Origin of the sequence: Mycoplasmopsis caviae, assembly GCF_024498215.1 — a bacterium.
Taxonomy (GTDB): Bacteria; Bacillota_I; Bacilli_A; order Mycoplasmatales; family Metamycoplasmataceae; genus Mycoplasmopsis; species Mycoplasmopsis caviae.
In genome coordinates, this window is the sequence record NZ_CP101806.1 from 632,025 (window position 1) to 649,519 (window position 17,495).

Below are 17,495 nucleotides of genomic sequence, written 5' to 3' on the forward strand. Positions count from 1 at the left end.
AGAAAAAAACTCTTTTTAGTATAATTTAAATACTATTTTAAACTAGAATAAAGGAGCATTTATGATTAATGTTAATACATTTAAACCTGGGATTACTTTTGAAGATGAGGGCGAAATTTTTGTTGTTCTAGAAGCTCAACACTCAAAACAAGGTCGTGGTCAAGCAAACGTTAAAGCTAAGGTTAAGAACTTAAGAACAGGTTCAACAACAATTAAATCATACACAGGTGGTGTTATGGTTTCAAAAGCTCACATTGATAAAAGACCAATGAATTACTTATATTCAGAAGGTAAAAATATTATTTTAATGGACAATGAAACCTATGAACAAATTGAAGTACCTGTGAGCCATGTTGAGTGAGAAATGAATTTTATTAAAGAAGGTTCAACTGTCAAGGTTCGTATGTACAAGGATGAAATTTTGGACATTGAAATTGAAGATACAGTTACACTAGAAGTAATTGAAGCACCTGATGCAGTTAAAGGCAATACTACAACAAACCCACAAAAGAAAGTAAAAGTTGAAACAGGTTATGAGTTAGAAACACCTATGTTTATCAAAGAAGGTGACTTAATTAATATATCAACATCAACCGGTAAATATAATGGTAAAGGAAAATAATAATGAATTTAATAACTACGAATTGTGGATTAAATTTATCTTACTCAATTACAGAAAATGTTTTTAACCAACTAATAAACCAATGTTTTGATGAAATTAAGGACGTAAAATTAACTAACGAAGCAAGAATTTCATTCAACAAAGAACAAACAAATGTTTCATTTGAAATTGACATAAAAATTAGAAAAGGCATTGGCATTCAACAAATTATTGAAACTATAACACAAGAATTAGAATCTCGCTGTTTAGGTTTATTAGATATTAAACCCCGAAGTATAAGATTGTGTTTTGTTGGATATTATTAATAATAACAAGTTAAAATTAAAAATTGTTTTGGTGTTTTCAATTTTTAACTTTATTTGAGAATTTTTAAAAATTAAGGCATGGTAGCCTTAATTTCCCAAAATGAAACAATAAGTGCAACACACAATAATTTATTAAAAAAATTATATTTGTTTCTTGAAAATTAAAGTCAAAAAAGGTCTTGAATTATTGCTTTTGCAATAAAAAAGACTTTTTTTTAATAAAAGAAAGTGAACGAACGAATGTGAGAGAACTTTTTCCTAATAGGAAAGCGGGGGTGGGTAGATCTACCCACCCCGCGGCGGCACCTTGCAAAAAAACTATTCGATAATTCCAAAATTCTCAAAAAGAAAGCATTCTTCACTGGTTTTTCAGTTTAAAACTTCGCGTGGCATTCTATTAATTTGTTTTTCTACTTCTTTAAGTTCTTCATAACTAATATTATTAAAATCGGTTCCTTTTTTTCATTCTCTTCTTAACATACCATTATAGTTTTCGTTGCTCCCTCTTTGAAAAGAAGCAAATGGTTCTGCTTTATAAATGATTATATTCAATCATTTTGCAACTAGTCCTAAACCTTCAAATTCAATTCCGTTATCAGTGGTAATTGAGTGAACAATTAGGTTATTATTTTTTATTAATTCTCTTATTTTTTTATTAATCTTAAAATGATTTTTACTTTCAACAAAATCAGAAATACTATATCTTGTTTTTCTTTCTTTAAGTGTTAAAATATTACGAAAACCATTACTTTTCTTACCAATTACTAAATCCGCCTCTCAATGGCCATATTCTTCTCTTAAATCAATTTTCTTAGGTCTTGCTCAAATAGGAAAAACATAATCAGATGTCTTTATTAGTCTTTTAATAAAGTCTTTTCCCCTTTTTCCACCTTTTTTATAATATTGTCTCAGTCTGTCTTTTTTTGCTATTGTTCAACCGTTAGTCTTAATTCAATTAAAAACCGTTCTGATTGTAGGTTTATCTATTTCAGGAAAATTTTCATCAATGAAATGATATGTAGCCTTAACACCAAAAAATTTTTTATTATATTTTTTAGAGAAAAGTGCAGAAAATTCTTTAAATTTAAAATTGATTTGAAACTTGAAAAACGATTTATGGAGTGAACGTCTTTTAGCCTTTAAATCTGCTTTATCATAAATATAAAAACCGTTTAGACTTGTATTTCGTTTCAATTCCCTTGAGATTGTTGAAGCACTTCTGCCAATAATTGAAGATATTTTTCTTAATGAATAACCTTTATTAATAAAAGTTTGTATTAAATATCTCTCTTCCTTTGATAAATGTTTATAATTCATATGCAATTCTTCCTATCCAAGTAAGGATTGCTTTTTTTATACAAAAAAACAAGCACTTACATAACTAATTTTACTCAATTATGTGTTGCACTTGTTTTTTCAATCTGGGAAATTAAGGCATGGTAGCCTTAATTTTTGTTTATTAGTATAATTTTGCACTAATATCTTGTCTATCTGATTCTTTAGCTTGGAATAACAAAATAGTTGTTAATTTCATGCTTGAAGCAGTAACACTTTTTGGATATGAAAAGATTTCTTGATTAAATATAGTTGCATTTGAATTGTAAAGTCTTCTTGCTGAAGCAATATTGTTTTCGCATTCAACAATTTGCTCATTTAAATCCTTAACTAATTCAGCACTTTTAAGTTCTGGGTAAGCTTCAAATTGAGCCATAAATCTGGTTAAAAGTGGAGCTGTTTGATTTTCAAGGTTTTGACGTGCTTCCATAGCTTCTGCCGATATATTACCATCGGTATTTACCGATTGTTCTTGAACTTTTGTTGCAGCAGAACGGTATTGAGCCACCTGTGTCATGATATCTTTTTCAAATCTCATATGTGAACTTACAGATTCAACCATACGTAAAATCTTTTGTGCTCTACTTGCTAATTGGGTATCAATCAATGAAGCATTATTGCTAATTTCAAGCTGTCTTCTTTTAAACTCATTTACTCATTTAATATGAATAAAGATTGGAACAATAAAAATAAATAATAAATATCAAATAAATTTTCCGAAACCATTAACCTTTACAGGAATTTCACTACTTATTGTCCGTGGGTTGTAACCTTGGTCGCTAGTTGGTTTTGATGACTCATGGTTATATAAATTTGCCATTTGCTTAATTCTCCTATTAATATGTATCTTAATTACTACTATTATAAAATTAAAATCATAATTTAATATATAACTTATTATTTTTAATGGTTTTATTTTATTTTGTCCACCCTGTTTTTATCTTTTATTTTGTCCATTTTTAGGTTTCAATTATTATTTTAAAAAGGAGAATTTAAATTATGGAAAATCTTGTAATTAAAACCAGATTTCAAGCAGTTGATACAGGTAAAACAACTGATTATGAAGATAAAAAAATTTTAGATTTAAAAAAATTCAACAATATTGAAATAGACCAAATGCCGAAATATCAAAAATATTAGGAAAATTGGGTTGTAGAACATCAACAAAAACAATTAAAAGATATAGAAATCAAATATTGATTGCATCTACAAATAACCAAGATGCAATCAGTATATCACATGGTAATAAAAATAAACTTAGGGGTGTGAAAGTAAGTGATTCAGTTATTATTGATTTAACTAATAGATATTATGAATTAGTGGAACATATTGAGAAAATATCAAAAAGTGATCTTAGTGTAGCCTTGTTGCATTTTTACAATAATGAGCTTTACTAATGATGAAAAAAATTGTTGCCTTTCACTACCTTTTATAAAAGAATGCTTAGACTTGGTTATTGCAGTTCATATGCAACGAGAAAAGTAAAAAATGAGCTTAAGAGAAGAAGAATGTTTTTAGAAAACGGTCAAGATATTTCTAAAATCGAGGCACAGTTTATTAAAATTTATGAAAAAATTCTAAATAAAAATCCATTAAAAGGTGTTTACCAAAATAAAAGTTCTGACTATGATTTTGGGCAAATTATTGAAATTGATGCAACACCACTTCATCTTTTTGGAGAAAGTAAGAAGTACCATATTTATAATGCTGTTGATGCTGAGCAACAAAAAGTTTGTTAGCAATCTGAATTGACATTGAGGAAACAACAATTGGATATCAAAATCTTCTAACACAATTATTTAAAAGGTATGGCATTCCACAAGTAATAATAACGGATAGAAGAAGAACTTTTTGAGGTTCAGATAGTACAAGAACAACTATGGAAGAAGCACTAAATGCAAGAGGAATTGAACTTATAACAAGCAACAATCCAAAGGCAAAACCAAATGTTGAAAGATCATTTTGAACATTGCAAAGATGAATAGGAACATTCTTTCATACAAACGGAATCAACTGTTTTGAAGACTTTTGGGAAAAATTGAACTTTTAATTGATGAATACAACAAACAATTTAAAAAGGCCGAAGCAGTAAGTAAAAAATCAAATGTTTTTAGAAAGCCAAATACTGAAATTTTTGAAGAAGAGATGAATCTTGTAATTAAAAGAAAAATAGTTAATCATACTGTGAGATATGACAACAAATATCTTGCTCCATTTGATAATAATGGCGCTAGGGTTTCTATGTTTGAAAGTGGAGAGGCAAAGCTTATGGTAACTCCTGAAAATAAATTATTCTTTGTTGAGGGGAAAAGAAAATATGAAGCCAGAGTACCGAAAGGAAACGAATTGAGTGCAATCGATGTATATGCAATATCAAAAAATCTTGATCCACAACATCAAGGTGTAAGAGCCTACAATTAAAACCATGCTTCATAATAGAACATGAACATCCAGTACATTTGAAAAACTTGAAAATATATTTAAGAATTCTGCAAACCCAAACAATAAAGACATTGAATTTATTAAAAAACTATTAAGTGAAAATCTTGAAAAGTTAAATGATATTACAAAAGAAATGAAGGAATTTATTGACGCTAATTACAAATCATTTAAGTAAGTTTTTCTTGTTTCTTCTTTTTAAAAAGAAGAAAGCCTGTCTTGCAAGACAAAAAGAAGTTTTGCTTCTTAAGACCGACAGGTCTTAATAAGAGCCAACGGCTCAATACTTATTAAATAAGTTATTTTTTATTTCAATCAACAATTTATTTGTTGATTGAAGAATATTTAAAAAGAAATTAACAAATGATGTCAATCCCCAAAAGTTATGAAAAAACTTTAGGATTGAAGACAAAATGAATTAATTAAAAGCAACTTCTTAATGATGTTGTATGTTTTAATATGCAAAATTTTAAAAAATGTAATTTAACATTTAAAAATGCGGTAAACCTTAATGTTGTACACACAAAAACAAAAAATAACACATTTTTTGCTGTTTTAGTTAAAAAAATAGCCAAACTTTTATGTGTTTTGGCTATAATTTTTACAACCTTAAAAATTGGACAAAATAGAAGAAAATTATCATAATTTAATATATAACTTATTATTTTTTGCAATAAATAACACAATAAGTATTAAATTTATAAAGATATAAAAATTTGAAAAATGGACGTCATTTATAATCGACACTTCACTTTTTCAATTTAGGTTTGCAAATTAAAATAACATATAAAAACTTCTGTTGTTTTTTTAAATAATAAATTATTGGTAAAATATTTTTTAAAATTAAAAATATTTCTAAAATCTATAAATCTTCTCTTTGACCAAAACGGCTGTTTTATAGGCAAATTATAAAATTTTGACTTCAAAATTATAAATATGTGAACATTTTCAAAATTATTTTCTTTTATGCTTATAAAATAGGTTTTTTCATCGAAAATATGTATAATATTGATATGAAACTATTTTTATTTGCTGATGAATATAAATCACTTACTAATGCTGAACAAAAAATTGTTGAGTATTTAAATGAAAATCCAAATGACTTTGCAGAAAATTCAATAGAGAAAAACGCTACAAAAACAAATACATCAACAGCAGTATTATCTCGTATGTACAGTAAATTAGGTTTTTCAAGCTACAAAGAAATGCAATTTTATGTTAAATACAATTATTTATCTCGCATAAAGATTCCTAAAGAACTAGAAGATAATAGTATTTATAAAGTTTTTAAGTCATATATCGAAACAATCAATTTGACTAGTAAGTATTTAGATATAAATGAAATCAGGTTTATTTGCAATGAAATTCATAAAAAGAAAACGGTCTACTGTTATGGAATTGGATCGAGTGCTATTTCAGCTCGAGAATTATGCTTAAATTTAGAAAAATTTAACTACAGGACATTTTTCTATGATGGCTTTCATACGTTTTTAATTTCATTATTTTCAAAGGCTCAAAAGGAAGAAAAACCACCGGTTATAATTTTTTCTAAGACCGGAAATACTGCTGAAATTATTTTCTTATGTGAACAATTATTGAAAAATAATTTCCCATTTCTATTAATAACAGCCAATAAATCACAAAAGTCAAAATACCCTCATGTTCTTCTTCACGAAACTGTTGAACAACGTATTCGCTACCATGCATTAAGTTCTAAAATAGCTCAACAATATATAGCAGATATAATTACCGACTATCTAGTATCTAAGATAGAAGACAAAAGCAGTAGAAGTGATTGACTTAAAGTAATTGATGAATGAAATGATAGTGGCAAAAAAAGACACGATTAGATAAAATGCGTGTCTTTTTCCCAAGTTTGACGAATCAAAAATGAAAATGAACACTTCATATACTAAAGTATATGAAATTTTTTCATTTTTCTTATTTTGTGTTATAATATGTTATAATATAATTATGTATGTAAAAGTTTCAAAAGTAGCAGGCAAAGAATATGTTCAAATTTGCCATTCAGTTAGAATAAAAGGAACAAATAAAACAAAGCAAGTGGTTATTGAAAAACTTGGTCTTTTATCAAAACTGCAAGAAGAAAATCCTAACATTTTAGAGGATTTAAAAAATAAATATCAAGGTTTGAGAAATGAAGCAAGAGATAATGAATTATTGAAGTATAGAGTTCACAAATCTATCGATGTTTTGTTTGATACAGAATTCAATGAAAGGAATGAATTCAAAGACAAATTAACATATGAAGAAAATGCTGAAAAAGTAAAAAATAGTTCGAAAAAATATGGTAATTTACTTTACAAAACGATTTACAAAAAACTAAAACTTGATGAATATTTTGATTTAAAAAGTAAAGAATTTCTTTTCAGATATGATTTAAATAATATTGTTGAGAACCTAACTTTTTAAGAATTTTAAAACCTTCATCAAAACTAAGAACAGTTCAATCTTATGATTCATATTTAATAGAGAATGACGACACGTTGAAATCTCATTACAGAGCATTGGAAATTTTATGTGATGAAAGATTAGATATTATTAAACATTTAAACAATAGATTATCAGAATTAATAGACAGAAATTTAGAAGAGGCTTTCTACGATGTTACAACAGTTTATTTTGAAAGTTTCACAGCAGATGATTTTAGAATCTTTGGTTTTTCAAAGGATTTAAAAGTTAACCAAACACAAGTGGTATTAGGTTTGATGATTGATGCAAATGGAATACCAATAAGTTACAAACTTTTTCCGGAAATACAAGCGATTTTAAGACTTTTATCCCTTTTATACAGGAAGTTAAGGAAAATTTAGGGATCGAAAATGTAACGATAGTTGCTGATAGAGGACTTAATTCTGGACCTAATTTACAGGCGATAATTGACAATGGTTTTAAATTTATAATGGCAGAAAAAATTAAAGCAAAAGGCAAAATTGCTTCTGAAATACTTGACTTAGATTCATATGATAAAATAACTGAAAACTACTTTATTAAAGATCGTAAAGATACAAAATTTGTAAAAAATGAAGAAGATGAGAAATATATAATTGATGGTAGACTTGTTCTTTCTTTCAGTGAAAATAGAAGAAAAAAGGATGAGAACGACCGCAAAAGACTTATTGAAAAAGCTTTAAAAGGTGTTCAAAACAACGCTTCAAAAGCTCGCTCAGAATTAAGTAGAGGTGGTAGAAAGTACCTCGATTATAATGTTAAAGAAGTAACGATAAAGACAACAAAAATTGAAGATGATGCAAAATGAGATGGATTTTATGGAATATTCACAAACGATATGGAAATGAAGACTGATAGAATTATTTCAACATATCGAAAACTTTGAAAAATTGAAGATTCGTTTAGAATGTTAAAAACATCATTTGAGGTTAGACCTGTTTATCTATCAAAAAGGAAGACAATTGAAGCGGCATTTTCTTATTTGTTATTTAGCCCTTGTACTCCAAAGATTTCTAGAATTCACTATTGACTCAATAGTTGAAGATGATCACAAATTTACTACTGAAAAAATACTCAACAGTATTAGAGAAGTTGAACTAATAACCTTTAAAGATTATGAGAATGATACAGAGTATTTTATGAGAACTGATGAACCAATTGAATACCTTGAATTAATTGAAAAATTAAATATTGAAAGACTTCCACTGATGGGAAAAGTCGATGAAATTGAGGGTATTATAACACAAGGCTAAAATTGTAAAAATGACCAATACACCTATAAATAAGGCGTATTAGTCATTTTTAATACTCTTTTTTTAATTGATTCGTCAAACTTGGGAGAAAAATTTAACTACAGGACATTTTTCTATGATGGCTTTCATACGTTTTTAATTTCATTATTTTCAAAGGCTCAAAAGGAAGAAAAACCACCGGTTATAATTTTTCTAAGACCGGAAATACTGCTGAAATTATTTTCTTATGTGAACAATTATTGAAAAATAATTTCCCATTTCTATTAATAACAGCCAATAAATCACAAAAGTCAAAATACCCTCATGTTCTTCTTCACGAAACTGTTGAACAACGTATTCGCTACCATGCATTAAGTTCTAAAATAGACTCAACAATATATAGCAGATATAATTACCGACTATCTAGTATCTAAGATAGAAGACAAAAGCAGTAGAAGTGATTGACTTAAAGTAATTGATGAATGAAATGATAGTGGCAAAAAAAGACACGATTAGATAAAATGCGTGTCTTTTTTATTATTTATTTATCTTAAGGTAATTTACAAATTGTTGAGTAATAAAAGTTGGTCGAGTAATTGCAGAACCAACAACAACACCATTAGCACCAATTTTAAAAGCTTTTGCCACACTTTGTGGTGTATTGAAGCCACCTTCAGCAATTATATACTTATTATATTTTTTATTTAATTTAACTATATCTTTAAGGAATTGGTAATTATTGAATATATTTGGCATATCTTTCGTATCGCTCGTGTAACCTCTGAGCGTTGTTGAAATGATATCAAAATCAAGCTCAAATGCGTTTTTAACATCATCAATATTTGAGCAATCTGCCATCAATAATTGATTATTATTATGCGATTTAAAATAAGATACTAATTCTTCAAGGCTTTCTTTTGGTCTTTTTCTTAATGTTGCATCAATAGCAATTATAGGAATTTTGCTATCAATTAAGAATTTTAAATCATCTAAATCCGGAGTTATAAAAACTTCTGAGTCATCAAATTTCTTTTTAGTAATACCAATAAGTGGAATATCCTTTGGTACTAAATCCATAATAGTTTTTATGTTCTCTCTCTGACTAATTCTTATTCCGCCAGCACCACCTAGTAAAGCAGATTTAACAAGTCGCTCAATAACGCCAGGTCCATACATAGGTTCATCTTCAAGTGCTTGACATGAAACAATAAACAAATTATTATTTAACTTCATCATTAATTTTCTCGTTTATTTTATCGGCTATGACTGTAGCCTTACCACCAAGAATAACCTGAACAGATAAATTGTCATGAACTAATCCAAATGAACCATATGGAACAAAATCTTCAGCCTTAATATCCAAGTTTTCTTTTAGTTCAACTCTCAATCTTGTTGCACAAGCTGATACATTATTTAGGTTTGCTAATCCACCTAATTTATTAACAATACCCTCAATATTTTCATCATCGAATGTTTTTTTATTTTCTTGATTGCTAGCTTTTTCAATGAGTTTTTTATCAGCTTCATTTTCTTTTAATTCTTGATATTTTTTCTTGTTTATTAAACCAATATTATTTCCTAGCCGTCCAGGAGTAGCTATCTTACCATACTTAATTCAAAAGTAGAATGTTACAAATGAAATTGAACCAAGCACAATTGATCAAAGTAGTGCTCAGTAGAATGCTGTGCCTTTGGCGACTGGAATTGCACCATAGATAATTAGATCAATAAATCCACGGGCAAAACCAACACCGACATGAGCTCCGCTTCACTCCATTAAAGCATAAGCAAGTCCACTAAGTGGAACATAAATTGCATAGTAAAGTTGTGGTGCTACAAACAAGAATGTAAATTCTAATGGTTCTGTAATACCTGTTAAGAATGCAACAGCCATTGCTGAACCTATTGTTATAGCAACATTTCTACGATTTTCTTTTTCAGCTAACAAAATCATTGCTAAACCAATACCCATACATGTACCAAGATATGTTGGATAATCTTGAGTAAATCGACCGGCATTAATTCCTAAATTCGAATAAAATCAAGGATATAACCTTACTCCATTAATAGTATTAAATTTAAGTCCATTAATGAAGTTTCATATATTTTGATCACCTATGATTGTTTCCTTATTATCTGTAAATGACTTTAATTCCTTAATTAAAATGTTTGCTGTATTTTGATCAATTATATTTTTGGTTACTGCTTGCTCAATCATTTGTATAGATAGCACGCCACCAAATTCTGTTTGAAATGCCAAAACAATTGGAATATGATGTAAACCAAAAGGCATAAGTGCACGACCTAAAACTCCATAAACAAATCCATCAAGTCCTAATGGTGCTTTTTGAATTAGTGCACCAATTTTAAAGATTGCCAAACCTACTCATGGTCAAAATAGTAAGAATACTAATGAGATACCAAATGAAATAGGAACTAAAACAATAGGTACTAGTCTAATACCTGAGAAAAATGACAATGCAGTTGGTAATTGTAATTTTGAAAAGTAATTAAACGTATAAGAAGTAGCAATGCCCACTACCAAACCACCAAAAATGCTGGTATTTAATGAATTCATACCTAGATTCTTATCAACAATACCTGGTAAATATTTATGAAATCATAGAATTGAACCAGCAAAGTCTTTTTCTGGTTTTTGTATAAAAGCCATTTGACTACTTGTGAAAACAAGGTATGCAATTACTGCAGCAAAACCTGCACCACCTTTGTCCTTTGAAAAAGTAATTGCAATAGCAATACAAAATAATATAGGTAAATTGCCAAATACAACTACAGAAATTCCTTTAAAAATGTTTGCAATGGTTGTACCTAATGCTGTATGAACGTTTGCACCAATAGCTCCTCCAATTCCAAGAAGTAACCCTGCAATAGGTAAAATTGCTATTGGCAACATTAAACCCCTAGCCAGTTGCTGAAACCAAGCTTTAATTTTACCTTTTTGAGATTTATTATTAACTTCATTTGGAGAAGTAGTTGTTTTTGAGGTGTCCATTTATAAAACCTCCTTGCCTAGAAAAAAGAATATTCCCAATTATAAAACTACCAATATTTTGAATATTTATTAGCATCATATAATTATGTAAATATTTCCTTTTTCTATTAAAATTTTACTATTATTAAAAGTTAATCAATTTACTTGGTATGTTTCTTACAAGTGAATAAATTGATTTTGTATTTTTTTTACAACAAAAAAACAGACAAATTAAATGTTTAATCACTACTTTTGTCTATTTAGAGATTTAAATAAGTTTTATTCTTTTTTTAGATTCAAATTGGTAATCAGTGGCATATAAATAACCATCACTAAATTTCAATTTAGGTGCATTTTTTACTTCTTTTTTTGTAGCAAAAAATATTTTAACCCTTTTATTATCTATAAAAGTATATGCCCCGGGGTTTAACTCATATGCTCGTATAATGTTTATTGCTTCCTGCATGCATAGTTCACTACTTAAAAGTGCTTTTTCTTTATCTAGTTTTGGACTAAGTGTTACTTTTGATTCGTCTTGCTTTATTCTTTTTAATTTTCCCAAATCAAGGTCTATTAATCATTGAACAATATTGTCGCAAGTTAATTTGGAAAGCTTGTTAAATAGGATACTTGTTGTGTCGTATTCTTCTATTTTGATGGCTTTTTGGACAAATATATCGCCCGCGTCCATTTGCTTAACCATTTCCATTAAACTAATTCCTGTCTCTTGGTCATTGTTTAAAAGCGAGTATTGAATTGGAGCAGCTCCGCGATATTTTGGAAGTAGAGAACCGTGAATATTTAAGTTAAGTTTTTTAGCAATTTTTAGAACATTTTCAGGTATATATTGGCCAAATGCACAAGTAATTAAATAGTCATAATTTAATGCTTCTAATTCATCTTTAATTTGAGAAATTTTTTCTGGTTGGAAACATTTAATATTATATTTTTGAGCTAATTGCTTTGTTGGTGTTGGAGTTAGTTTATGTCCTCTAACGCTTGGTCGATCAGGTTGCGACACTATTGCAACAACTTCAAAGTTGTTGATTAATTTTTCAAAAATTTCAACTGCAAATGCAGGTGTTCCAGCTAATAATAATTTCATATCTCAATTATAAATGTAAATAAAAAAAAGCGGAATTAATCCGCTAAATTAAATTATTTAATAACGCTTCTGCGACGTCTAACAATTAGTCTTCATAACGCAACTAATGCTAAGGCAATAGGCAATAATATTGTAAGAGTAACTATAACCAAATAAACTCTTAACCACATTTTGTTCCGTTCTCTTCTGCTCTTTTCAACTTGTTCATGAATCTCGACAGAACGCTCACCTAAAAAGTCGCATATATCAGCCAATCGTTTTTTGTCAAATAACCTAATTATGATATATGCAGCAACTGAAGAAGCCATTATTATTACACTAATGATACAAAACAATATTGTGTTTCCAAATCCTTGGTCAAGTCATTTTGCTCATTCAAAATTAATTTTTAATGTATCACTTTCATAATATCAGCGTTTTCACATATAAAGTCCATAAACTATTGCAGTTATAATTCCTAGATATGTTAAAACAAAAACAAGCATTCATGTTAAATTAACATCTTTGAGTACTATTTTTCGATAAGCAATGTGGAATGTGCTGCTTGATGTATAATCTCCATTACTTACCGCATCTCGATACCTTTGAATAGTATGAGATCATTGTATATTCTCAATTAAGTTTTTAAAACCTATTGACATTGATAAAAATGCTACAGTTCCAAAAAGAATCAAATAACCAATTAGTCTTTTTTCTTGATTAAAAATCCCAACTTTTGCATATACTAATGTAAACATTATTACCGATATTGTCATAATCAAAAATGAAATTGAAAGGATTAAAATCTTAAGCATTTGTTCTGCTCTAATAACACGATAAACACGGGGCGAAATTTGATTCTTTGGATCACGATAAACACGACTATTGTGATTATTAAATTTATAGTCGTGGTTATTTTGAACAACTTCGATACTTGCTGAATTTTGTATTGGTTGATATTTTCGCATGCTTTTTACCTTTCAATTTAGTACTCTAATTATAAATGATTATTTTTTATATTTAGTAATATTAATGTTTATATTTCTCATAATTATTATAAATAATTATAAGTTTTACTGACCTTTTTCACTATATAATAATTGCTACATTAAGCAAAGAATTTCTTAGTACTTCTCTATTAATATTTGACTAATATGCCTATTTTATAGGTTTTTTAAGCAAAAATAAAAATCGTGCTTTCAAAAGTTAGCACGATAACTATTTATTTTTTGTTTGAGTGTTCAATATCATCTTTTTGTTCATCATCAACAAGTTTTTTAGCATCTGCTAATTGAATACTAAAGAAGCTTGTAACACCACGGTTTTGCATTGTTGCACCAAATAAAGTGTCAACTCTTGACATTGTTCCGTGACGGTGAGTAATAACCAAGAATTGAGTTTTTTCTTTAAGTTGTTGAAGATATTCTGCATAACGAACAACGTTTGCCTCGTCAAGTGCAGCTTCAACCTCATCAAGGATACAAAGTGGTAATGGACGAGCTTTAAGAATACCAAATAATAATGAAATAGCAATAAGAGATTTTTCTCCACCTGAGAATAATTTAAGATTCTTAATATTTTTTCCAGGAGGTTGAGCTTCAATTTCAACACCTGACTCAAGTATGTCTTTTGGGTTGCTAAAGAATAGTTTTGCAGTACCACCACCAAACATTGTTCGAAAGACATTATTAAATTCATCATTAACATCATTAATAATATTTGTTAGACGAGTAATAATAATTTTGTCCATATCTGCAATAGCACTTTCAAGTGTTTCTTTTGCAGCACTTAATTCTCTTTCACCTTCTGCATACTCATTGTAACGCTTTTCTTCCTCTACTAATTGTTCAAGGGCTTCAAGGTTAACATTGCCTAGGTTTTCAATTTCTTCTCTAAGTTGTCTAACAATTTCTTCCGCTTGATCTCTGTTCATTTCAAGATGGTGAACTTTTTCAGCAGCTTCAAAAGTCATTTTATATTGAGAAGCAAGTCTTTCTCTACTTTGCTCAAGTAGTGTTTTTGATCGTTCTCTTTCCCCGATTTTTGTTGAGAATGCATCAGTTAGTTTACGACGAGTTGCCTCATAATCGTTTTTAAGCGCTAATGTCGAGTTAATTTCAGCAGCAATTGTATTAACACGTTCATTTTTTGCTCTGAATTGTGACTCAAGTGCAATTTTTTGGCTTTCTAAAACTTCAATTGATGCTTCAGGGCTTGAAGCTGAAACACCTTCTTTAACTTTGAATTCTTTGTTTGTAATATTTTGAAGTTTTAGTTGTAATTCATCAAATAGTCCTTGCTCACTGCTTTTTTGGGTTTTTAAACTTGTAATTTGTTGTTTTAATTGGCTATCTAACTCAAGTGCACTTCGACGATAGTTTCTAATCTCGTTGATTTTTGACTCATCAGCTTGCACAGCTGCTCTCATACCTGGTACAATTTCTTCAAGCTCTTTAATTTTTTCATCAAAGCCAAGTAATGATTGAGCAGTATTCTTGGCACCGCCAATAATAACACCACCTGAACGAATTGTATCACCATCAAGTGAAACAACCATATAACGACGTTCAAGAATACTTGAAATTTTGTTTGCATTTTCAATATCACTAGCAACAATAACATTACCTAAAAGAAATTTATTAAGAATTTCGAATTGAGGATCAATAGTAACTAGATTACTTGCTACATCAACAAATCCAGGGTGACCTTGGATTGCTAGAAGGTGATCATCACGAATCATTTTTGGTTGGATTGATGTAAGAGGAATAAATGTTGCACGACCGCCGTTGTTTTCTTTTAAGAAGTTAACAGCTTTAACAGCTGTTTCACTTTTATCAACAACCAAGTGTTGTGAGGCATTTGCTAAAATTGAATCGATTGCTGGAATGTATTCCTTAATAACTTTAATTAAATCAGCAACCGTTCCTTTAAGTGCTTTACCAAAGTATGATTTGTTTTCTAAAATATTCTTTGTACCTTTAAATAATAAAGAATTACTTTCTTTTTGTTGATTAAGTAAATTTAATTGAGTTTCAATTTTAAGTAAATCGGTACGCTTTTTATTAATTTTAATGTTCATTAAGTTAATTTCTTCATCATATTTTGAAATTACTTTTTGATTTTCAGCAATTTGGTTAGCCTGATTTTCTATCTCGCGTGCATAATAATTTAATTTATTTGCATGTCTTGTAAGCATTGTTTTATATGCTTCAATTTGCTCTGTTTGATTAGCTTGAATTTCACCAGCTGCTATTAATCTTTCACGTTCACTTTCTTTTGCTAATGTAATGTTAAGTTTATTTAATCTATCCTTAACTGTTTCATATTCTATTGAAAGTTCCTTTAATTCAGCTTCAACTTCTGATCTAAATTTTGTATTTTGTGTAATTGCAGCTTCTGCTGATAAAATACGTGCATCAAGATCATTTTTTGTTTCTTGAACACCTTCAAGTTCGCTAACTAATCTCTCATACATTGAACCAAATGTTCTAATGTTATCAACTAAAAGACCTACTTCAACACTTTTTAGTTCTTCACTTTTTGCAATATAAACCTTTGCTTTTTCAGCTTGTCTTCTTAACGGAATTAACTTTCTCTCAATTTCACTTATAACAAGTTTAATTTGATCAAGTCCTTCTTGCGTTTTTGCCAACTTGCTTAATGCTTCTTTTTTACGGAATTTATACTTTGAAACACCTGCTGCTTCTTCAAAAATAGCTTTTCTTTCTTCTGGTGTTGCCTCGGCAATGTCACTAACTGTTCCTTGCGAAATAATAGCTAATGAACTCTTACCAATACCACTTTCCATTGCTATATCTTTAATGTCTTTTTGACGACATAATTCGCCATTTAAAAAGTACTGGTTATTCCCATTTCCTCTTTCAAGCACACGGCTAATTGAAATAGTTTCATGCGGAATTGAACTTATACCATTTCGATTGTCAAATGTTAATGTAACTGTTGCTTTGTCCATAGGTTTAGCAGTTTTTGAACCCGCAAAGATAACGTCATCCATATTATCTCCACGTAATTCTTTAGCACTACGTTCACCTAAAACTCATTTAATAGCATCGTTAATGTTTGATTTACCTGAACCATTAGGCCCAACAATCCCCGCTACTCCACCATCAAACTTAAGCACAATTGGATCAGCAAATGATTTAAATCCATGAGCTTCAACTTTAATGAGTTTCATATTACCTCCTTGTTTATTTAGAACCACTCAATTCTATTTTTGGTCCATAATAATAATTTTAATATTAATAATTTATTTAAATTGTAAAATGTTTATTTTTTCATTTTGTGTAATGCATCAAGAGCTGCATTTTCTTCAGCCTCAACCTTGCTTTTTCCAATGCCAAAACCATAGATTTTGTTGTCATGAATTGCTTGAGCTTCAAATTCATTCAAACCTTTTTCATTAACTACATAAACAACTGCTAACTTGCTAAATGATTGAATTTGTTCTTGAAAAGTTGTTTTTGCATCTTTAAGATGTTCAATGTCAAAGGCTTCAATGTTTATGTCGAAGACAGTCTTATCTAAGAATTCTTTGACAACTCTTAAGTTTGTATCAAGATATATTGCGGCAATAAAAGCCTCAAAAATATCGGCGCCAACTTTAATTGATTGTTTTGCATCTTCGCTCATTTGACCAGGCGCAGTTAGTAAGAATTTTTTAAGCCCAATTTTTATACTTAGGTCATTAAGAGTTTTTGTACGAACTAATTTTGAACGAATAAGTGTCATTTTACCAGCACTTAAATTTGGAAATTTTCGAAAGACAAAATCTGTCGAAAAGTACTGTAAAATAGCATCACCGAGAAATTCTAAATCTTGATAGTTGCCTACTCTTTCACTTTCTGTTTTTTTTGTTTTATTCTTTTTTAGGCCAAAATAAGATCCATGAGTCACAGCCTGACGATAATAACTTAAATTATTGAAATTAATATTTCATGACTTTAAAAAATCCTCAATATTTTGCTTTTTATCTTGCATTTTGTTGTTAGTCTTT

20 protein-coding genes are annotated in these 17,495 nt (G+C 28.9%); 12 read left to right on the plus strand and 8 right to left on the minus strand.

The window, feature by feature from the left end:
* Positions 1 to 61 precede the first annotated feature (61 nt).
* Both efp and NPA07_RS03010 read left to right on the plus strand, forming a co-directional pair.
* Positions 62 to 622, plus strand: coding sequence for an elongation factor P (efp, locus tag NPA07_RS03005; RefSeq protein ID WP_126118561.1), 561 nt, complete (start codon positions 62 to 64; stop codon positions 620 to 622).
* 2 nt (positions 623 to 624) lie between these two features.
* On the plus strand, positions 625 to 927 hold the full coding sequence (locus NPA07_RS03010; RefSeq protein ID WP_126118560.1) for an MMB_0454 family protein: 303 nt from the start codon (positions 625 to 627) through the stop codon (positions 925 to 927).
* Between the two features lie 318 nt (positions 928 to 1,245).
* Here NPA07_RS03010 and NPA07_RS03015 read toward each other — a convergent pair whose 3' ends face one another.
* Both NPA07_RS03015 and NPA07_RS03020 read right to left on the minus strand, forming a co-directional pair.
* Positions 1,246 to 2,244 carry an IS30 family transposase gene (locus NPA07_RS03015; protein ID WP_256553089.1) on the minus strand — a complete coding sequence of 333 codons (999 nt, stop codon included), beginning with the start codon at positions 2,242 to 2,244 and terminating at the stop codon, positions 1,246 to 1,248.
* A 142-nt stretch (positions 2,245 to 2,386) separates the two neighbouring features.
* Positions 2,387 to 3,082, minus strand: coding sequence for a LemA family protein (locus NPA07_RS03020; protein ID WP_126118558.1), 696 nt, complete (start codon positions 3,080 to 3,082; stop codon positions 2,387 to 2,389).
* 179 nt (positions 3,083 to 3,261) lie between these two features.
* On the opposite strand from NPA07_RS03020, the gene NPA07_RS03025 reads away from it, so the two are divergent.
* From NPA07_RS03025 to NPA07_RS03070, 10 genes are all read left to right on the plus strand, one after another.
* Entirely contained in the window at positions 3,262 to 3,402 is a 141-nt protein-coding gene (locus NPA07_RS03025) for a hypothetical protein (RefSeq protein ID WP_256553090.1), read from the plus strand.
* 5 nt (positions 3,403 to 3,407) lie between these two features.
* Positions 3,408 to 3,659, plus strand: a complete 252-nt coding sequence (locus NPA07_RS03030) for a hypothetical protein (protein WP_256553091.1) — start codon at positions 3,408 to 3,410, stop codon at positions 3,657 to 3,659.
* A 42-nt stretch (positions 3,660 to 3,701) separates the two neighbouring features.
* On the plus strand, positions 3,702 to 4,001 hold the full coding sequence (locus NPA07_RS03035) for a hypothetical protein (RefSeq protein ID WP_256553092.1): 300 nt from the start codon (positions 3,702 to 3,704) through the stop codon (positions 3,999 to 4,001).
* Complete coding sequence (locus tag NPA07_RS03040) at positions 3,995 to 4,312, plus strand: hypothetical protein (protein WP_256553094.1); 318 nt, start codon at positions 3,995 to 3,997, stop codon at positions 4,310 to 4,312. The genes NPA07_RS03035 and NPA07_RS03040 overlap by 7 nt, the downstream gene beginning before the upstream one ends.
* Entirely contained in the window at positions 4,291 to 4,683 is a 393-nt protein-coding gene (locus NPA07_RS03045; RefSeq protein ID WP_256553095.1) for a hypothetical protein, read from the plus strand. Before NPA07_RS03040 ends, NPA07_RS03045 begins: the two co-directional genes overlap by 22 nt.
* A 4-nt stretch (positions 4,684 to 4,687) precedes the next feature.
* Positions 4,688 to 4,879, plus strand: a complete 192-nt coding sequence (locus NPA07_RS03050; RefSeq protein WP_256553072.1) for a hypothetical protein — start codon at positions 4,688 to 4,690, stop codon at positions 4,877 to 4,879.
* An 835-nt stretch (positions 4,880 to 5,714) separates the two neighbouring features.
* Positions 5,715 to 6,551: a MurR/RpiR family transcriptional regulator gene (locus tag NPA07_RS03055; RefSeq protein WP_126118557.1), complete on the plus strand. Its 837-nt coding sequence runs from the start codon at positions 5,715 to 5,717 to the stop codon at positions 6,549 to 6,551.
* A gap of 124 nt (positions 6,552 to 6,675) precedes the next feature.
* Positions 6,676 to 7,134 (plus strand): hypothetical protein, encoded by a 459-nt coding sequence (locus tag NPA07_RS03060; protein ID WP_256553096.1) that lies wholly within the window; start codon positions 6,676 to 6,678, stop codon positions 7,132 to 7,134.
* Between the two features lie 95 nt (positions 7,135 to 7,229).
* A complete protein-coding gene (locus tag NPA07_RS03065; RefSeq protein WP_256553097.1) occupies positions 7,230 to 7,535 on the plus strand; it encodes a hypothetical protein in 306 nt (101 codons plus the stop codon).
* Positions 7,511 to 8,260 (plus strand): IS1634 family transposase, encoded by a 750-nt coding sequence (locus tag NPA07_RS03070; protein WP_256553314.1) that lies wholly within the window; start codon positions 7,511 to 7,513, stop codon positions 8,258 to 8,260. The genes NPA07_RS03065 and NPA07_RS03070 overlap by 25 nt, the downstream gene beginning before the upstream one ends.
* A 682-nt stretch (positions 8,261 to 8,942) precedes the next feature.
* On the opposite strand, the gene NPA07_RS03075 is transcribed toward NPA07_RS03070, so the two are convergent.
* The 6 genes from NPA07_RS03075 to rnc form a co-directional block, all read right to left on the minus strand.
* Positions 8,943 to 9,638: an N-acetylmannosamine-6-phosphate 2-epimerase gene (locus NPA07_RS03075; RefSeq protein WP_126118654.1), complete on the minus strand. Its 696-nt coding sequence runs from the start codon at positions 9,636 to 9,638 to the stop codon at positions 8,943 to 8,945.
* On the minus strand, positions 9,625 to 11,418 hold the full coding sequence (locus tag NPA07_RS03080; RefSeq protein ID WP_126118554.1) for a PTS transporter subunit EIIC: 1,794 nt from the start codon (positions 11,416 to 11,418) through the stop codon (positions 9,625 to 9,627). The genes NPA07_RS03075 and NPA07_RS03080 overlap by 14 nt, the downstream gene beginning before the upstream one ends.
* 247 nt (positions 11,419 to 11,665) lie before the next feature.
* Entirely contained in the window at positions 11,666 to 12,502 is an 837-nt protein-coding gene (gene fmt, locus NPA07_RS03085; RefSeq protein ID WP_126118553.1) for a methionyl-tRNA formyltransferase, read from the minus strand.
* A 53-nt stretch (positions 12,503 to 12,555) separates the two neighbouring features.
* The gene (locus NPA07_RS03090; RefSeq protein ID WP_126118552.1) at positions 12,556 to 13,449 is read right to left on the minus strand and encodes an MSC_0882 family membrane protein; all 894 of its coding nucleotides are present in this window, start codon (positions 13,447 to 13,449) and stop codon (positions 12,556 to 12,558) included.
* Positions 13,450 to 13,703: 254 nt separating this feature from the next.
* A complete protein-coding gene (locus NPA07_RS03095) occupies positions 13,704 to 16,676 on the minus strand; it encodes an AAA family ATPase (RefSeq protein WP_126118551.1) in 2,973 nt (990 codons plus the stop codon).
* Positions 16,677 to 16,768: 92 nt separating this feature from the next.
* Entirely contained in the window at positions 16,769 to 17,479 is a 711-nt protein-coding gene (gene rnc / locus NPA07_RS03100) for a ribonuclease III (RefSeq protein WP_126118550.1), read from the minus strand.
* Between the last annotated feature and the right edge of the window lie 16 nt (positions 17,480 to 17,495).